Genomic DNA, 16640 nt, shown 5'->3' with positions numbered 1-16640 from the left:
AAAATTTTTTAATGCTTCGTTTCTACAAAAACTCCTAGAATATGTATGGAAAGTTGTTACGGCAATTGGTGGTACCATTATGAGATGAATGATTCTTATAATGAGTGTATAGAAGATGACCAATGATATGAAGTAGTGGATGTAATGAGATGTTACTCTGAAATAACATTTAAAAATCAATCAGGTCGACAGTCGTCAAATTATTGGAGGTTGTCGACTTGGTTGATTTTTAAAGGCTCTTTGTCAACCGGTGCTGATAAGGACTAATTTGAGAATCCAATTCATTTACGAATTGGGTTCTTTTTTGTAATTTTTATTTTAAATGAAACTTGAACTCGATAGATAAAGTTTTGCCATTTACGATAGCCATTTTTTTGAGGTTGTCGATCAAATTTTTAATATTAGAATGTGATTAATTTTAATTGAATAATAAGTTTTGATAATTGCCACCGTAATGGATAAAAATCAACGTTTGTTTAAAATGACCAAAGTAGATGAAACCGCTTATTTATCGGCTTTATAACGAAAATTAGTCGAAGTGGTCCGGTTTTGCTTGACACTTTGTGTGAAAATCAATAAAATTAAAAACGTTGTATTAATAAGAATTCGATTAGGAGGCAACGATAAAATGAAAGAATCACGGCGGCTACTGGTGAAAAAGCCGGTCAATCCAGCCAATTTTAATAAAAGCGGCCTCGCCAAAACGTTAAACGCGTTTAGCTTAACGATGATGGGGGTCGGGGCGATCGTCGGCTCCGGGATCTTTATCACCCCCGGGATCATCGCGGCGAAGTACGCCGGGCCGGCCGCCATGCTCTCCTTTGTGATTGCTGCCGCGGTTTGTTCGTTAGCTGCCCTTTGTTACGCCGAGTTTGCGTCGACCATCCCGCTCGCCGGGAGTGCCTACACCTACGTCTATACCGTCTTTGGTGAGTTTCTCGCGTGGATCTTAGGCTGGTCCTTAATTTCTGAATACCTGTTCGCGGTCTCGTCGGTGGCGGTCAGCTGGTCGTCGTATTTCCAAAACTTAATTAGTGGTTTTGGACTTAAACTGCCGGAATTTTGGTCCGCCGCGGCCGGGACCGCCGGCGCACCGCACGCCGGGTTTAATATCATTGCCTTCGTAGTGGTTTTAGCAATTTCACTTCTGCTGGTTGGCGGGGTCCAGGAATCGACCCGGGTCAATTCGATCATGGTGATCGTTAAGATTTTAGTGATCGTGTTGTTCATTGCCGTAGCGATCTTCTTCGTTAAGCCGGCCAATTTCCACCCGTTCATGCCCCACGGGGTCCACGGGTTAGTCAAGGGGGCGTCGCTAGCCTTTTACGCCTACATCGGGTTTGACGCCGTTTCAACGGCCTCCGAAGAAGTTAAAAATCCCAAGCACGACATGCCGATTGGGATCATTGGCTCGCTGGTCGTCGCGTCGATCCTGTACGTTGCGATGGCGGCCGTGCTGGTCGGGGTCGTGCACTATTCCAAGTTAAACGTGGGTGACCCGGTTGCCTACGCGCTCGCCGTGATCCACCAAAACTGGGCGGCCGGAATCGTTTCCCTGGGGGCCGTAGTCGGGATGACGACCGTGCTGATCGTGATGCTGTACGGGGGAACCCGCTTACTGTTCGCTATCAGCCGGGACGGGTTGTTACCCAAGGCGTTCCGGACACTCAGTCCTAAAACCAAGGTGCCGGTCAAGAGTACCTGGATCTTTGGCGTGATTGCCAGCATTTTCGCCGCGGTGATCCCGCTGGATAAAATTGCCGAACTCGTTAACATTGGGACGCTGTTTGCGTTCGCGATGGTTTCGATCGGGGTCGTCTTTTTACGGCAACACGAAACGCTGCAACAAATTAACAGTTCGTTCAAAGTGCCGTTCTACCCGGTATTGCCGGTTGTATCGTTTCTCGCGTGCCTGTACCTCATGATCAACCTGCAGGCCTTTACGTGGCACATGTTTGCCATCTGGTTAGTGATTGGGCTCATTATCTACTTCCTATACAGTTACCGGCATTCCCGTATTCGAGCCAACTTGCGTCAAACGGAAAAATAACTAAACAATTATCAAAACGGGTCCGCTTGCGGGCTCGTTTTTTAGCTAGTCCGCGCAAAACGGCAATGTTATAATGAACACATTCAGTAAATTCGAAGGTTTGGGGTGAACGGGGATGCAGCGACGGTCAAACGCCTACCACATTAGTGTTCTAGCCGTTTTAATGGCAATTATTATTATTCAAAATATTGTTCCGTTTTTCGGGTACATTCCGATTGCGGGGCTGAGTTTGACGACGATCCACATCACGGTGATCATTGCCGCCGTGATCTTAGGGCCCAGGGACGGGGCGTTAATTGGCGGCATCTGGGGACTGATCGATTGGATTCGGGCCTTCGTGGCGCCCACCAGCGCGTTAGCCCCAATCGTCTTTACCAACCCGTTGGTATCGGTCGTTCCGCGGGTCCTGATTGGGGTGATGGCCGGCTGGCTGTTTATCTGGTTCAACCGCCGCAAACAACCAACGCTGGGTTTAACACTCGCGGGGGTGGCCGGGTCGCTGACCAATACCATCCTCGTACTAGGACTGATTGGGACGCTGTACCGCAACCAGGCGGCCGGCTTTTACCAGCTCGACCTGAGTAAACTTATGCCGTACCTGCTGACTATCGTGGGGACCAACGGGGTACCGGAGGCCATTTTAGCCGGGATCCTAACGCCGCTGATTGGGACGGCCCTGTTACGATTTAAGCGCAACTAATTAAAAGACCATCAAAAAAACGCGACCTTCATTCGAAGATCGCGTTTTTGCTATTTGACGGCCTGAACCTGCTTCTGACTAATAATCACTTTATTATGATACTTATCCACAATTTCAGGGTCCGTGCTTTCAAATTCAATCAGGTAAGCGTTGGTGTACGCCTTGGCAATCGTGCCAACGTGCGGCTGACCTTCTAATTTAAAGTGAACCTGCGTGCCAATTTCCTCCCCGTGCACCGTGTCGTTACTATAACACGGTTAGGATTTTTTAGATAGTGATCAACGGTTGAAGTGGCGCCGCAAGCTGGCCCACAGTCCGGTCGCCAGGGCGGCTAAACTCGCACCGAACGCGGCTAACCACGATTGTGGCCGTTCGGACGTTTGCGGTAACGTCGCGGCTTTAGCGTGATCCGCGGCCGCGCTGGTGGGGGCGGTCGTGTGATCCACTAAGGGGGTCGGGGTCACGACGGCGGTGGTGGCAACGGGCGCAACGGTGGCCAGCGTCGTTGTCGCGTCCACCGGCGTACTTTCGTCAACCATCAAACTGGCCGTGACGACCGAACCGCTGTGATCCTGAGTGATCAACTGGTCGGCGTTTTGAATTGGTTTGACCGTTGAAGCGTTCAAATTGTGGGCGGCTGCGATGGCCGCGGCACTCACGGGACTCGCGTTGGTGTCCGTTAACACGTTTAATGCGACAGCCGTACTTGGCTGAGTTGGCGTGGCCGCCTTGGTAGTCGTTGGTGCTAAGGTGACCGGGTTCGTCGGTGCGTCGACGTCCTCGGGCTCGGCTTGGGCCAGCGTCGTGGTACCCGGCGTTATTGATGGCGCAGTCGTTGCGTTAGGAGTCTGCTCAACCGTACCGGTCCGTGGTGCCGTCGTCGAAGTCAACGATTGATCAGTTGACTGATCGGTGCTGGTACTCTCGGACACGGTGATCGTTGGGTGACTGGTCTGCCCGTTGTCCGCAGACGGTTGGTCAGTGACGGCCGCATTATCAGTCTCAGTTGGTGTCTGGTTCTTCGGTTGGTCAGTCCCGTTCGGCTGACCGTTGTTTGTAGTCGCCTGGCTGCCGGTTTGACCGCTCGTGGTTGTTTGACCAGTGGTACCCGCGTCGGGCTGAGTTTCGGGGGTCGTGTGACCGTCCGTAGCGGTAGTTTCATCCGGAGTAGTGGTCGTTCCATCGGGTACCGTTGCTTCGCCCGTATCCACGTCGGTGGCGGTTGCCGTGGCTTCGGCTAAGAAGTCCTTAATGTGCTGGGTATATTGCAACACGGCGTTATTGGCACCGGCGTGTCCGCCCACTTCGCCGGGCAGGATCCATACCGTTTTGATTTTGGAATTATTCGCGGCGGCCAGTTCTAAGGACTGGGTGTACGGAATAAAGGCATCGTCTTCGGTGTGGATCAGCATTAGCGGTACCGTGACCTTGCTAGCGGCACTCACGCCGGATACGTCGTCAATGCTAAAGCCCTGTTGTTTCATTAAACGGTTGTTGATGACGGCCAACACTTGGTCGTACGACAAGAACGGGATGCTGGTAATGGCTGGTAAGCCCACCGATTGAAGCTTGGTCGAAACGGCGGCGACCGCCTTGTTATACAGCGAACTCCCTAATTCTGGCAGGGTCGCGTAACCGGCATCGGCGATCACGGCCTTGACCGATTTGGATAGGCCCGGTACGGACGCCGCCTCGATCACCGTGTCGGCACCTAACGACTGCCCGTAGAACACGACCTGGCTATCTTTGCCGTTTCGTTCGTCAACTAAGCGAACCCAGTTGAGCCAGTCGTACTTGTCCTGGTAGCCGAAGGTCATGTCGTTGCCGTCGCTCAGAAATTGGCCCCGCTGACTCGGCATTAAAATGTTGTAACCCATGTCGTACCAAATTTTAGACACGTAACCGATCCAGTCGGGACGTTCCGTCCACCCCTGACCAATGACGACCGTCTTGGTGGCGTCGCCGTTTTGAATGTAGGTCGCCCGGACGTACTGCGTCGGCTGGTTGTACTCTGGCAAAGACCAGGTTTCCTTAGCGACGTTGTTGTACCAAGTCACGGCGGCCGGGTAGTAAGTTTCGGCGGCAGCCCGGTCGGCGGCGTAGGCCACCGGATCAAGCCCAGTCCAAGTATTGGAAATGTCGTAACGAGTCGGGTCTAACGCCGTCCGGAAATTGGAGAGCGCCTGGGACCCGGTTCCGGTAAAGACCACTTGGTAAAGCAGGTTGCCGACGAGTTGGCTGGCAATTTTGCTTGGCAGGGCCTTTAACTGGGCCAGCATTTCTTGATACTTCGCCTTGGCCGCAGCAATTTTGGCGGTGTTTCCCGTCGCGTCGTTGATCGTTTTGACTAGGTTAACGAAGTCGCTGGCGTCCAGCGTGACGGTGCGGGTCTCCGTGGTGGTCGTATTGGAAACCTGTTTCCACGTAATGGCGTACGGCCCGGTTTGTTCAATGGTGACTTTGCCGTCGTTATACAACGTTTTGTCGTCGGTGGTGTAGACGGGACCGTGGGACGCCGCCGTCGTTAGCGGTGCACTCGTCGCCACGGCCGACACGGTTGCCGGGCGCTTTAGGGTTGGCGTGGTGGCCGCTTCCGACTGGTCAGTACCGTTCGTTGAAGTTGCCGGCGTACCGGCCGTTGATGAATCCGTGACTTCGGAACTGTCCGCGGGCGTGGCATCGCCAGATTGGTCGTCCGATGCCGCGTCGGAATTAACGGTGCCGTCGGATGGCTGCGCGGCGCTTGCACCCGTATCTTCGCTTGAGCCGTCTGTACTGCCTTGCGACGGTTGCCCGGCGTCGCTCGCCGTTCCGGCATCGGAAGGGCGCTGGTTGTCGGCTTGGGAACCGTCCTGGCTAGTGGGCAGGTTGTTTTCAGAACCCGGGGTGGTTGGGACATCATTAGTCGTCCCCTGATTGTCCGTTGGTGTCGTCCCGTCCCCGTTTCCTTCGGCGTCAGGAACGGTCGCTTCCGGCGTTGTTGCCGGCGCGGCGGCCCCGTCCGTCACGGCTGCGGTCGTCAGCGCGGCCGTGGTCGGTTGTGCGGCGACGGCGGCGTTAGGCGTCGCGTCGTTTGGATTGGTGGCAGCTGCTTGGGCGGTGGTCGTCAGTAATAGCGTTGTCCCCACACTAGCTAACGTGATTCCCGCGTAGACCCAATGCTTACCGTACTTAAACATCTTATACCGGTTAATGACCGGCTTGGTTAGCGGTTTTCTGTTCATTATTTACTCCTCGCAATGATTTAATCTATTTCGCATTACGAATATACCATGTATAACGGGTTTTGTTAGCGCTTATTAATTTTATAATGGTCAAAAACGGAGGCTTTTAAATGCTACCGGTATCTGTTCATACTATGAAGCTAAATGTCACGTGACCGCCGACGCGGGTTGGACATCAATTTTGGGTTTAGAAGTAGTGGTACCGCGTTTGGAGTCGTCAAGTTGTGGTCCGTAAACTAACCTAATCAACGCCAAATCAATTAGCAACCGGCTTTGAAAATTAACCAGTTTGACTATTTTAGGAATAAAAGTTGAGATTGATTGAATTTTCACTTATCGCTTGATATGATAAGGATGAATCATTGTTTCCGCTTTCTTATAGTTGAAACAGCAATTTTAAATAAAGGGGGGACCATTATGAATCTCGGATTAAGTATTTTATCCTTAGCACGCTTCCAATTCGCGATGACGACGGTGTTTCATTTCTTCTTCGTGCCATTATCAATTGGATTAGCCTTCGTAGTTGCGGTCATGGAAACAATCTACGTCGTGAAAAAAGACACGATGTACAAACATATGGCGCAATTCTGGGGCCGAATCTTTTTACTTAGCTTCGCCGTTGGGGTCGTGACGGGGATTATTCAAGAATTTCAATTTGGGATGAATTGGTCTGAATATTCACGTTTTATGGGTGACATTTTTGGCGCACCGCTAGCGATTGAAGCGCTGGTCGCGTTCTTTATGGAATCCACGTTTATCGGGTTATGGATGTTTGGCTGGGACCGTTTTAACGCCAAACTGCACTGTGCGTTTATCTGGCTCACGTCGATTGGGACGATGATCTCGGCGATGTGGATCTTAGCCGCCAACAGTTTCATGCAAAACCCGGTGGGGTTCATGATCAACGCCAAAACCGGGCGGGCCCAAATGACCAGCTTCGGGGCCGTTGTTAAGAACCCCCAGTTGTGGTACGAATTACCCCACGTTTTGTTCGGGGCGTTCGTGACTGGTTCGTTCGTCGTTGCCGGGATGGCGGCCTTCGCGCTCTTAAAGAAAAAGAACGTGCAGTTCTTCCGCAAGTCGATCAAGGTTAGTTTAATTATTGGTTTAATCGCCACGATTGGCGTGGTCGGCATGGGGGACGTTCAAACCCGTTACATCATTAAAGAACAACCGATGAAGTTTGCCGCGACCGAAGGCTTATACAAGGATTCTGGTTCACCGGCGGCTTGGGCGGTCATTGAAGGTATCGATTCACAAAACCATAAGAGTAAGTGGTCGATCGAAGTACCGTACGTTTTGGATATTTTGAGTTACCACAAACTCCACGGGAACGTGAAGGGCCAAAACCGGATCAACAAAGAGTTACACGCCAAGTACGATAAGAAGTTTGGCAAGGACATGAACTACTACGTCCCAACTAAGACCCTGTTCTGGAGCTTCCGGACGATGGCCTTTTCCGGGGGACTGTTCGCGCTGATTGCCATTATCGGGCTGATCTTTAACCGGGCCAGTTCCACGCTGATCGAGCGGCAACGCTGGTTCCTGTGGGTCCTGGGAATCTGCACGTTCCTACCGTTTGTCGCTAACACGGCCGGCTGGTTCATTACCGAACTGGGCCGTTACCCGTGGGTCGTCTACGGGCTGTTAACGATTGCCGACGCGGTTTCACCAAACGTCAGCGTTGCTTCGTTATTAACTTCCAACATTATCTACTTCTGCCTGTTTAGTGGTTTAGGAATCGTCATGATCGTCTTATCACGGCGAGCGTTACACCACGGTCCGGACGACTTGTTGAACGCGCCGGACGATGCACCGTACGATCCTTATGGTAAGGAGGCGTTCAGCAATGAGTAACTTACAATTTTTATGGTTTATTCTGGTGGGCGTGCTGTTTAGCGGGTTCTTCTTCCTGGAAGGCTTTGACTTCGGGGTCGGTATGGCCATTAAGAGCCTGGCGCAGACCCGCGAAGAACGCGACGTGGTGATTCACACCATCGGCCCGCACTGGGATGCCAACGAAGTTTGGTTGATCACGGCCGGCGGGGCGATGTTCGCGTCGTTTCCAATGTGGTACGCGTCACTCTTCTCCGGGTTTTACCTGATCTTACTGCTGATCCTGGTGGCCCTGATCATGCGGGGCGTTTCCTTCGAATTCCGCAGCCGGATGGAAAGTGAAGCCGGACGGAACTTCTGGGAATGGGCCGCGGCCATTGGGAGCGGCTGTGCCGCCTTCCTGTTTGGGATGATGTTTACCGCGATGGTCAAGGGCATGCCGATCAACGCGAACGGCGACATGACCGCGCACTTTACCGACTACGTGAACTTGTTCTCAATCGTCGGTGGGGTCGCCGTCACGTTACTCTGCTACCTCCACGGGTTAAACTTTATCCGCTTAAAGACGACCGGGACCCTGCGCGAACGGGCCTTAAAGTGGGCTAAACCGCTCTATTGGGTCCTGTTTGCCGGCGAAGTCGTTTTCGCCATCCTGCTCTTCTTTAACACCGACTTCTTTACGAAAAAGCCGGTTTCGACCCTGATCCTGGTAGTTGCGCTGGTCGTTTTGACCTGCCTAGCAACTTACGGGGTTTACGGCAACCACGAATGGTTATCGTTTATTAGTAGCGGGTTGTCCCTGATCGACGTGGTGGTACTGTTATTTAACGGGCTCTTCCCACGGGTCATGATCGCCAACAACCCGGTCAACAGTATCCTGATCAAGGACGCTTCAAACTCACCGTACACGCTGCATTTGATGACGGTGATCTCGCTGACGGTCTTACCGATCATGTTGATCTATTTCATTTGGAGCTACTGGGTCTTTTACAAGCGCTTAGCTTCGTAACGAGTGACGTTTTGAACGGGGTACCACGGCGTGCGGTGGTACAATGAATTTAATAGCACGGAGGGGTCGTGACTTGGCCGGGGTGCCGAGTCACGACCCTTTAATTATTTTTTTAGCTGGGAGGGATCGTCTGTGTTTGATCCGGCTTTATTTAAACTACCGGGGATGCGCCGACTAACGGTGTTATTAGCGCTGTTAGCGGTCGTCGAAGGTTTATGTATTATTGCGCAAGCGTACTTTTTGTCGCTGGCCATCGTGGGGCTGTGGCAGCTGCACAGCCTCAGCTCAATCGTGCAGCCCATGCTGATCTTTGCGCTCGCGTGGGTCGGCCGCCAGTTATTAGTGGTTGTTAAGAACCGTTTGATGTACCCGATGGTTGAAAAAACGAGCGGGGACTTGCGGCGTCAAGTGATGCAAAAGTTGTACCAACTGGGCCCGAGTTACGTGGCTAAAACCGGGACGGGGAACGTGGTGACGACCGCGCTCGAAGGAATCGATAAGGTCCAAACCTACCTGATGCTCGTCGTGATCAAGGTTATCGACATGATGGTGATCCCGTGGGTCATTTTGATTTACATCGCCTTTTTACGGTGGCGCGAAGCCCTCTTTTTATTAGCCATTTTTCCCCTGATCATCGTGTTTATGATTATTTTGGGCTACGCGGCGCAGGCCAAGGCGGACCGCCAGTACGTTGGCTACCAGCGCATGTCGAACCACTTTGTTGATACGCTGCGGGGACTCCCGACCTTAAAGCAGTTGGGGCTCAGCAAGCAGTACGCCAACAACGTTTACCACGTGAGTGAGGGTTACCGTAAACAAACCATGGCGGTGATCAAGATTGCGATGTTGTCGACCTTCGCGCTGGACTTCTTCACCACGCTGTCGATCGCGGTCGTCGCGGTCTTCTTAGGCTTTGGCCTGGTTGACGGGACCATCAGCCTACTGCCCGCGTTAGTGATTTTGGTGTTATCACCGGACTACTTTTTACCGCTGCGACAGTTTGCCAGCGACTACCACGCCACGTTAAACGGGAAAAACGCCTTTGCCGCGGTACAGGCGATGCTGGCCTTACCGGTTGCGGACGAACGCCAGCAGTTGGGGACCACGCCGTTACACTGGCAGGCGGATAGTACGTTAACTCTAACGAACGTTGATTTTAGCTATGATGATCAGCAGCCGGCCCTCAAGCAGTTAAACGTAACGGCGCACGGGTACCAACGGATTGGGATCATCGGGGCGTCGGGTTCCGGCAAGTCGACCTTAATCAACTTGTTGGGCGGTTTTCTAACGCCCACTCCCGGTAAGGGGACGATTACGGTCAACGGCCAACCCGTGACCCACTTGAGCCAGCAGGCCTGGCAGCAAAGTTTCTTTTACATTCCCCAAAATCCGTACCTTTTCCATGCGACCCTCGCCGAAAACATCGCCTTTTACCAACCGCAAGCCGGCCTGAGTGCGATTGGTCAAGCGGCGGACAAGGCCGGGTTGACGGCCTGGATCAAGACTTTGCCGGACGGCCTCAACACCCAGATCGGGGAGGGCGCCCGCGGGGTCAGTGGCGGCCAAGCCCAACGGATCGCGTTAGCCCGGGCCTTTTTGGACGACTCACGGAAGGTGTTACTGTTTGACGAACCGACCGCCCACCTGGACATTGAGACCGAAGCCGAGCTCAAAAAGACGATTTTACCGGTCTTAGACGACCACCTCGTGTTCTTCGCGACCCACCGGCTCCACTGGATCAACCAGATGGACTACGTGCTCGTGATGGACCACGGGCAGATCGTGGAACAGGGAACTCCCGCCGAACTGGAAGCGCACAACGGGGCGTACGTCCGGTTACGGCATGAAATGGTAGGTGCCATGTAATGAAAGACTTTTTTGCAACGTTTAAACACGATAGCTGGGTCATGCCCTACCTGCGCAAGTACAAAAAATTATTGGCGCTGACGCTGTTTTTAGGACTTATGACCTTTTTCTGCGGGTCTGCGCTGATGTTTAATTCCGGTTACTTGATCAGTAAGGCCGCCCGCCATCCCTATAACATTTTAATGATCTACGTCCCGATCGTTTTGACCCGGGCGTTTGGGATCGGCCGGCCGGCGTTTCGCTACGCCGAACGGATCACCAGCCATAACTGGGTGCTGCGGATCGTTTCCGATTTTCGGAAAAAGTTGTACCAGGCGGTTGCCAAGCACGCCGTCGCTATCCGCCAGAACTTTCAGACTGGCGACGTTCTCAGCCTTCTAGCCGACGACATCGACCACATTGAAAACCTCTACTTGCGGACGGTGTTTCCGACGGTCATCGCGCTGATCATGTACGTGCTGATCGTCCTCGCGCTGGGTTACTTTACCTGGTGGTTCGGGTTGTTGATGCTGTTACTGCTTGGGTTAGTTGTCATCGTGATGCCGCTGTGGTCGGTCCTGTTAAACGGGGCCCGCGAGTCGCAGAGCCGGCAAATTCAACAGGGCTTTTACACCCAGCTGACCGACGCGGTGATGGGACTAGGTGACTGGCTCATTTCTGGTCGCCAGCGTGACTTTTACGACCGGCAAACCCAACCGATTGAACAGATTGCGGCGCTTAGGCGCCAGGACCACCGTTTCCAGTGGTGGCGGGACTTCACCATCCAAATGGTCTTTGGTGTGATCTGCCTCGCACTGCTTGTTTGGAGCAGTTTTTATTGGACCACCGACAAAGCTAGTTCCAACTGGATCGCGGCCTTCGTTTTGTCCGTATTCCCGCTGGTGGACGCGCTGCTGTCCGTTAGTCAGGGGGTCAGCGAGTGGCCGAGTTACCAACGGTCGATTCGGCGGGTCAACGCGTTAGACACCGCGCCGGTTGACGAAAGCGACCAGACCGTGCTGACAGAACCGTTTCAAGTGCTGCGGGTCGCTGACCTGAATTTCCAGTACCCAGCGGGTGACCGGCCGATTTTTGACCACCTGAATTTGACCCTGCAAGCCGGCGAAAAGCTGGCGCTGCTCGGGCCGTCCGGGACCGGGAAGAGTACCTTGTTGAAGCTGATTTTGGGTGATTTACAACCGGATGACGGCAGCGTCCAACTTAACGACGTCCCGGTTAGCCGGTTGCAAAACCAGCGGGCCCAACTGTTTGGTGTGTTGGATCAGCAACCGTACCTGTTTAACACGTCGATTCTAAATAACGTGCGGATGGGGAACGAACGGGCCACCGACGAACAGGTCAAGGCCGCGTTAAAGGCGGTCGAACTGGAACCGCTGATCCAAACGTTACCGGACGGCTACGAAACCGTCGTGGAAGAGGGGGGCGCCCGCTTCTCGGGTGGTGAACGGCAACGGTTAGCGCTGGCCCGGATCCTGTTACAGGACGCGCCCATCATCATTTTGGACGAGCCAACCGTCAGCCTTGACCCGATTACGGAAGCTCACCTGTTAACGACCGTTTTCCGGGTCTTACACGATAAAACGATCCTGTGGGTCACTCACCACTTGGCCGGCGTCGAAAACGTTGACCAGGTCCGCTTCCTGGAAGCCGGCAAGTTTGACATGGCCGGCACGCCGGACGAACTGTATGCCAACGCGCCCAGGTTTAAACGGCTCTATGATTTGGACCGCGGGCGGGACGCGTCATAACTTGAATAATCATGAGTGGGCCAAAAATCAAAGTGAGCTGAAAGTCGGTTAGCTTGTGAACCTTAACGTGAATAACCTAACTTTTGGTATCCGTTTCGGCAATATTGCCATTGACAAGACGTAAAAATAAGGCGGCTACGTTACTCGGTTTACTTTTAGTAACGTAGCCGCCTTATTTTTAGTTCACTTGCAAGTGCTACTGATGAGCTTAATGGTTCCGTACGAGCAGCTGGGTGACCAGCCGGCGTAGGGTTTGCTGCGTTTCGCCGGTCGGTAACTGGTCGATTAGGTCCAGGGCGTCCTGCGTGTACCGGGTCGCGAGGGCCTGGGCCCGCGTGACCCCGCCGGAAACGATGACCTGATCGCGGATCAGGAGCAACTGGTCGTTATCAACGGGGTCGCCGGGCATCGGCAGCTGATCTGCCAGCTGGGGCGTCGCGCGCAACGCGTAAATCAGTGGCAGCGAGTACACGCCGTCGCGTAAGTCGGTCAGGACCGGCTTGTGCGTCAGCGCTTCGTCACCGGCGTAATCCAGTACGTCGTCTAACATTTGGTAGGCTAAGCCCATCTTTTCACCGATTTTTTTGGCGAGCGTGACCACCGCCAGCGGCGCGTTAGCGAGGTGGGCCCCCTGTTCGCAGCTGAGGCTGAACAGCCGGGCGGTTTTTCCCCGGGCGACCGTTAAGTAGTCGTTCACCGTGGTCTGCGGGTTAAAGTTGTGGGCCATTTGATCCAACTCACCCTGTAAAATGGCCCGCATGGCGGCGGTGTTGACCTTGACGTCGTTGGCCGTCTTCGCGGCAATCAGCACCTGGTCAAAGTAGCAGGTGAACAGCAGATCGCCGGCGTAGATTGCATTCCGCTGGCCGTAGTCCTGGTGAATGGTGGTGACGTTGCGGCGTTCCGGCGACTGGTCGATCACGTCGTCGTGGATCAGCGTTGCCACGTGCAGCATTTCCATCGCGGCCGCCCCGGCACGCAGGCGGGTGGGGTCCTGGTCGTCACCAAATTGGCTAAACAGGTAAAAAAAGCCCGGTCGTAAAAATTTTCCGCCGGCCGCTAACAGGGCGTGGACCCGGTCGTTGATGGGCCCGTTATCGATCCGCACGTTTTTAGCGAGGTACGGTTTGAGCGCGGCCAGCTGGGCTTGGACGGCGCTATTAGGTTGCCAAATGGTTTGCATCATCTTAAACTTCCTCCGTTAATCTTAGAAATGGCTCGAAGTCGCTAGGACGCCAACACTTGCAGCCAGGCACATTCTAAAATACAATTTAACTTAAACTTACAAATAACTATTAAGGTTGTCAATCAAAAGGGGGGTATTTTTTTGAAACCAAAAGTTTTTCTCGAGTTCGTTGAGATCAAGTCCTTAATTGCCAGCGTGTTGCCCTTCGTTTTGGGCACGCTGTACGCGCTGTATAATTACCACCAGGTGCACCTCGGCTACCTGGTCCTGTTCTTCATCGCTTCGTCACTGTTTCACATGGCGACGAACGCTAACGATAACTACCAGGACTTCTTAAACGCGCCACGGAACGCCGACAACCAGGAGTTCTTGGAAACGACCAACGTGGTCGGGGTCAATCAAATTTCGATTCGGCAGGCCCGCACGATCACCTTTGGGTTGGGCGGCGTTTCCCTGGTGATGGGGCTGTGGCTGGTCACCCAGACCGGTTTGCCTTTGTTATGGATGGGGCTGTATTCGTACGCGGTCGGTTACTTTTACGCTGGCGGTCCCAAACCGATCTCTTCGGGACCCTTCGGTGAGTTCTTTTCCGGCTTTACGATGGGCTTCATGATTTTTTGGATTGCCGTTTTTATCAACACCTACGACCGCGTGCCGCTGACTTGGGCGAACACGCTGGCCGTCTTAATCGCGTCCGGGTTAGCGATTTTTGCGATTGCCAACATTATGTTAGCTAACAACATCTGTGACGCGGACGAAGACGTTGCGCTGGGACGCCACACCATCGTTTCCTACCTAGGAAAACCGGTGATGCTGCGCGTTTTTGCCTGGAGCTACGTTGCCGGTTACGTTTGCTTAGCGGCGGCGGTCTGGTTAGGCGTTTTACCGTGGCTAAGCCTGTTAACGCTAATTAGCGCGGTACCGGTGTTTAAAAATACACGCCAGTTCATGCGCAAACAGGTCAAAACCGAAACGTTTATATTAGCGATTAAAAACGCGACCATTATTTGCTTATCGTTCGTCGTGTTCATGGGGCTCGGTTTGATTTTTAACTGACCCAACGGCCTGCTAGAAATCAGAGTGGGCCAAAAGTCGGTTAGCCGTTAAGTTGAGCCCGCTGACTTTTGAAACCCGTTTCGACAATAATTATTCGGAGATGGAAAGGAGGCTGTGACAAAAGTCACAGCCTCCTTTTAGTTGCAGAATTTCAAATTAGTCTTGGTTTTCAAACGGGTAGCGGTAGTCCCACTGCGCCCGCGCGGCCGTCATGACGTCCATGACGGCACTAGTCTTCGCGAGGCTGGTGTTCGGTAATTCGCCAGCAATCATTTTTTGCATGTCGGCGATCTCGTAGTTCATGGCGTTGGTGGTATCCCCGGCCTTAATGACTTCCGTGTGGCCCGCACTATCGGTAAAGGTGGCTTCGTCAGCCCGCGGGTAGGTGTCGACCGTGAAGTAGCCGTTTTCGTAAGCCACGATCCCGCGTTTAGGCATTTTGGCCCTAAACGTTAGCGCCACCGTCGCGAGTTCGTCGTTAGCGGTGCGTAGCGTGATCGTTTCGGATTCGTCCACGCCGCTGCTGAAACGGTGCATGCTCGTACCGGTCACGTACGGTTTGGCCGTCAAAAATTCTTCGACGAAGGCTAACGCGTACACCCCGATGTCGAGCAGCGCGCCCCCGGCTAAGTCGGGGTTAAAGAAGCGGTTGGTCGGGTCGGGTTCTTTAAAACTCCCGAAGCTGGCCTGAATCATTTTAAGGGCGCCCAAGTGCCGTTCCGCCGCGAATTCGTGTAATTTTTCGTACAGCGGCATGTGGTACAGGGTCATCGCTTCCGCCAAGATCAGGTGGTTACTGCGCGCGACTTCCTTAGCGATGTCGAGTTGCGCACTCGACATCGTGATTGCCTTTTCACTGAGGACGTGTTTGCCGGCCCGCAACGCCGGTAAAATGGTGTCGATGTGGTAATTATGCGGGGTCGCCACGTAAATAATGTCGACCTGATCATCCTTTAACAGGTCGTCCAGGTTGCCGTAAGCCTTAGGAATCTGGTGGTCGCGCGCGAACGCGTCCGCCTTAGCTTGTGAACGGGAACAAACCGCGTAAATTTCGCCGTCGGGTTGGTCAAAATACTTTACAAAACTATGGGCGATATTTCCTAAACCAACGATCGCCCACCGGTACGTTTTTGCCATAAATTTTTGCCTCCTAAGCATCGATAAAGAACACCTTCATTTTAGCAAAAAAATAAACAATTGCGGGGTGGATTCCATTTTATTTTTCCTAGAAAATCGTTAGAATAGGGTATGCTTGATTCGGTAAGGACTTTAACTAGGAGGCAGTGGATGGCCACTAAACGCAAACGCCCGCGGCGCCGCGGCAAAAAACGAACGGGTCCGTTCTTAAAAAACGGGCGGCTGCAGTGGCTGAACTTATTGATCGTGTGCCTGGTCCTGTTCGGGCTCGGCTGGTTCGTGAAGCACGGTTGGGAAGCCAAGCCGGCCGCTACGGCGACGGCAACGAGTGCGGTCACGACCCGGAGTGGCTTTATTAAGAAGTTGGCCCCGGAAGCCCAGGCGGTGCAAAAGCAGTATCACGTGCTCGCCAGCATCAGTTTGAGTCAGGCCATTCTGGAATCAGACTGGGGCCAAAGTACCAACGCCACCGAGAATAACAACTTATTCGGGGTCAAAGCGTACGCCACGCAAGCCGGGCGGCTGATGACCACGCAGGAATATTACGACGGGGCCTACCACACCGTTAAACGGCGCTTTGCCGTTTACGATAGCTGGCACGACTCGCTAGTTGCCCACGCCAAGAAGCTGGCTAACGGCACGCCCTGGGACGCGCAGCACTACGCGGCGGTAACGGCCGCCACGGACTACCAAACGGCCGCTAAGGCGCTGCAAACGGCCGGCTACGCGACGGACCCGACTTACGCACAAAAATTAATTAATATTATTCAAAAATACGACTTACAACGGTATGATAGAGAGTAATAACTGAAAACTTGCCATTATCTA

12 protein-coding genes are annotated in these 16640 nt (G+C 53.3%); 8 read left to right on the top strand and 4 right to left on the bottom strand.

Going from position 1 to position 16640, the window contains the following annotated elements; genetic code table 11:
* The first annotated feature begins 628 nt into the window (after positions 1-628).
* Together D1831_RS10635 and D1831_RS10630 are read left to right on the top strand one after the other, a co-directional pair.
* Positions 629-2050, top strand: coding sequence for an amino acid permease (locus D1831_RS10635; RefSeq protein ID WP_125072923.1), 1422 nt, complete (start codon positions 629-631; stop codon positions 2048-2050).
* Between the two features lie 115 nt (positions 2051-2165).
* Positions 2166-2750, top strand: a complete 585-nt coding sequence (locus tag D1831_RS10630) for an ECF transporter S component (RefSeq protein ID WP_125072922.1) — start codon at positions 2166-2168, stop codon at positions 2748-2750.
* A gap of 50 nt (positions 2751-2800) precedes the next feature.
* On the opposite strand, the gene D1831_RS10625 is transcribed toward D1831_RS10630, so the two are convergent.
* A complete protein-coding gene (locus D1831_RS10625; RefSeq protein WP_125072921.1) occupies positions 2801-2986 on the bottom strand; it encodes a hypothetical protein in 186 nt (61 codons plus the stop codon).
* Positions 2987-3028: 42 nt separating this feature from the next.
* Positions 3029-5974, bottom strand: coding sequence for a serine aminopeptidase domain-containing protein (locus D1831_RS10620; RefSeq protein WP_125072920.1), 2946 nt, complete (start codon positions 5972-5974; stop codon positions 3029-3031).
* Between the two features lie 417 nt (positions 5975-6391).
* On the opposite strand from D1831_RS10620, the gene D1831_RS10615 reads away from it, so the two are divergent.
* The 4 genes from D1831_RS10615 (at position 6392) to cydC (ending at position 12433) form a co-directional block, all read left to right on the top strand.
* Complete coding sequence (locus D1831_RS10615; RefSeq protein WP_125072919.1) at positions 6392-7831, top strand: cytochrome ubiquinol oxidase subunit I; 1440 nt, start codon at positions 6392-6394, stop codon at positions 7829-7831.
* Positions 7824-8819 (top strand): cytochrome d ubiquinol oxidase subunit II, encoded by a 996-nt coding sequence (gene cydB / locus D1831_RS10610; RefSeq protein ID WP_125072918.1) that lies wholly within the window; start codon positions 7824-7826, stop codon positions 8817-8819. The genes D1831_RS10615 and cydB overlap by 8 nt, the downstream gene beginning before the upstream one ends.
* A gap of 132 nt (positions 8820-8951) precedes the next feature.
* The gene (gene cydD / locus D1831_RS10605) at positions 8952-10685 is read left to right on the top strand and encodes a thiol reductant ABC exporter subunit CydD (RefSeq protein WP_125072917.1); all 1734 of its coding nucleotides are present in this window, start codon (positions 8952-8954) and stop codon (positions 10683-10685) included.
* Positions 10685-12433, top strand: a complete 1749-nt coding sequence (gene cydC, locus D1831_RS10600) for a thiol reductant ABC exporter subunit CydC (RefSeq protein WP_125072916.1) — start codon at positions 10685-10687, stop codon at positions 12431-12433. Before cydD ends, cydC begins: the two co-directional genes overlap by 1 nt.
* Positions 12434-12641: 208 nt before the next feature.
* On the opposite strand, the gene D1831_RS10595 is transcribed toward cydC, so the two are convergent.
* Entirely contained in the window at positions 12642-13619 is a 978-nt protein-coding gene (locus D1831_RS10595) for a polyprenyl synthetase family protein (protein ID WP_125072915.1), read from the bottom strand.
* Positions 13620-13760: 141 nt separating this feature from the next.
* Between D1831_RS10595 and D1831_RS10590 the strand changes: the two genes are divergently transcribed.
* Positions 13761-14675 carry a prenyltransferase gene (locus tag D1831_RS10590; RefSeq protein ID WP_125072914.1) on the top strand — a complete coding sequence of 305 codons (915 nt, stop codon included), beginning with the start codon at positions 13761-13763 and terminating at the stop codon, positions 14673-14675.
* A gap of 156 nt (positions 14676-14831) precedes the next feature.
* Here D1831_RS10590 and D1831_RS10585 read toward each other — a convergent pair whose 3' ends face one another.
* The gene (locus D1831_RS10585) at positions 14832-15812 is read right to left on the bottom strand and encodes a Gfo/Idh/MocA family protein (RefSeq protein WP_125072913.1); all 981 of its coding nucleotides are present in this window, start codon (positions 15810-15812) and stop codon (positions 14832-14834) included.
* Positions 15813-15962: 150 nt separating this feature from the next.
* On the opposite strand from D1831_RS10585, the gene D1831_RS10580 reads away from it, so the two are divergent.
* Positions 15963-16616, top strand: a complete 654-nt coding sequence (locus tag D1831_RS10580) for a glycoside hydrolase family 73 protein (RefSeq protein ID WP_125072912.1) — start codon at positions 15963-15965, stop codon at positions 16614-16616.
* The last annotated feature ends 24 nt before the right edge of the window (positions 16617-16640 follow it).

Origin of the sequence: Lactiplantibacillus garii, assembly GCF_003885105.1 — a bacterium.
GTDB lineage: Bacteria > Bacillota > Bacilli > Lactobacillales > Lactobacillaceae > Lactiplantibacillus > Lactiplantibacillus garii.
This window is presented reverse-complemented; position numbering and strand designations above follow the sequence as displayed.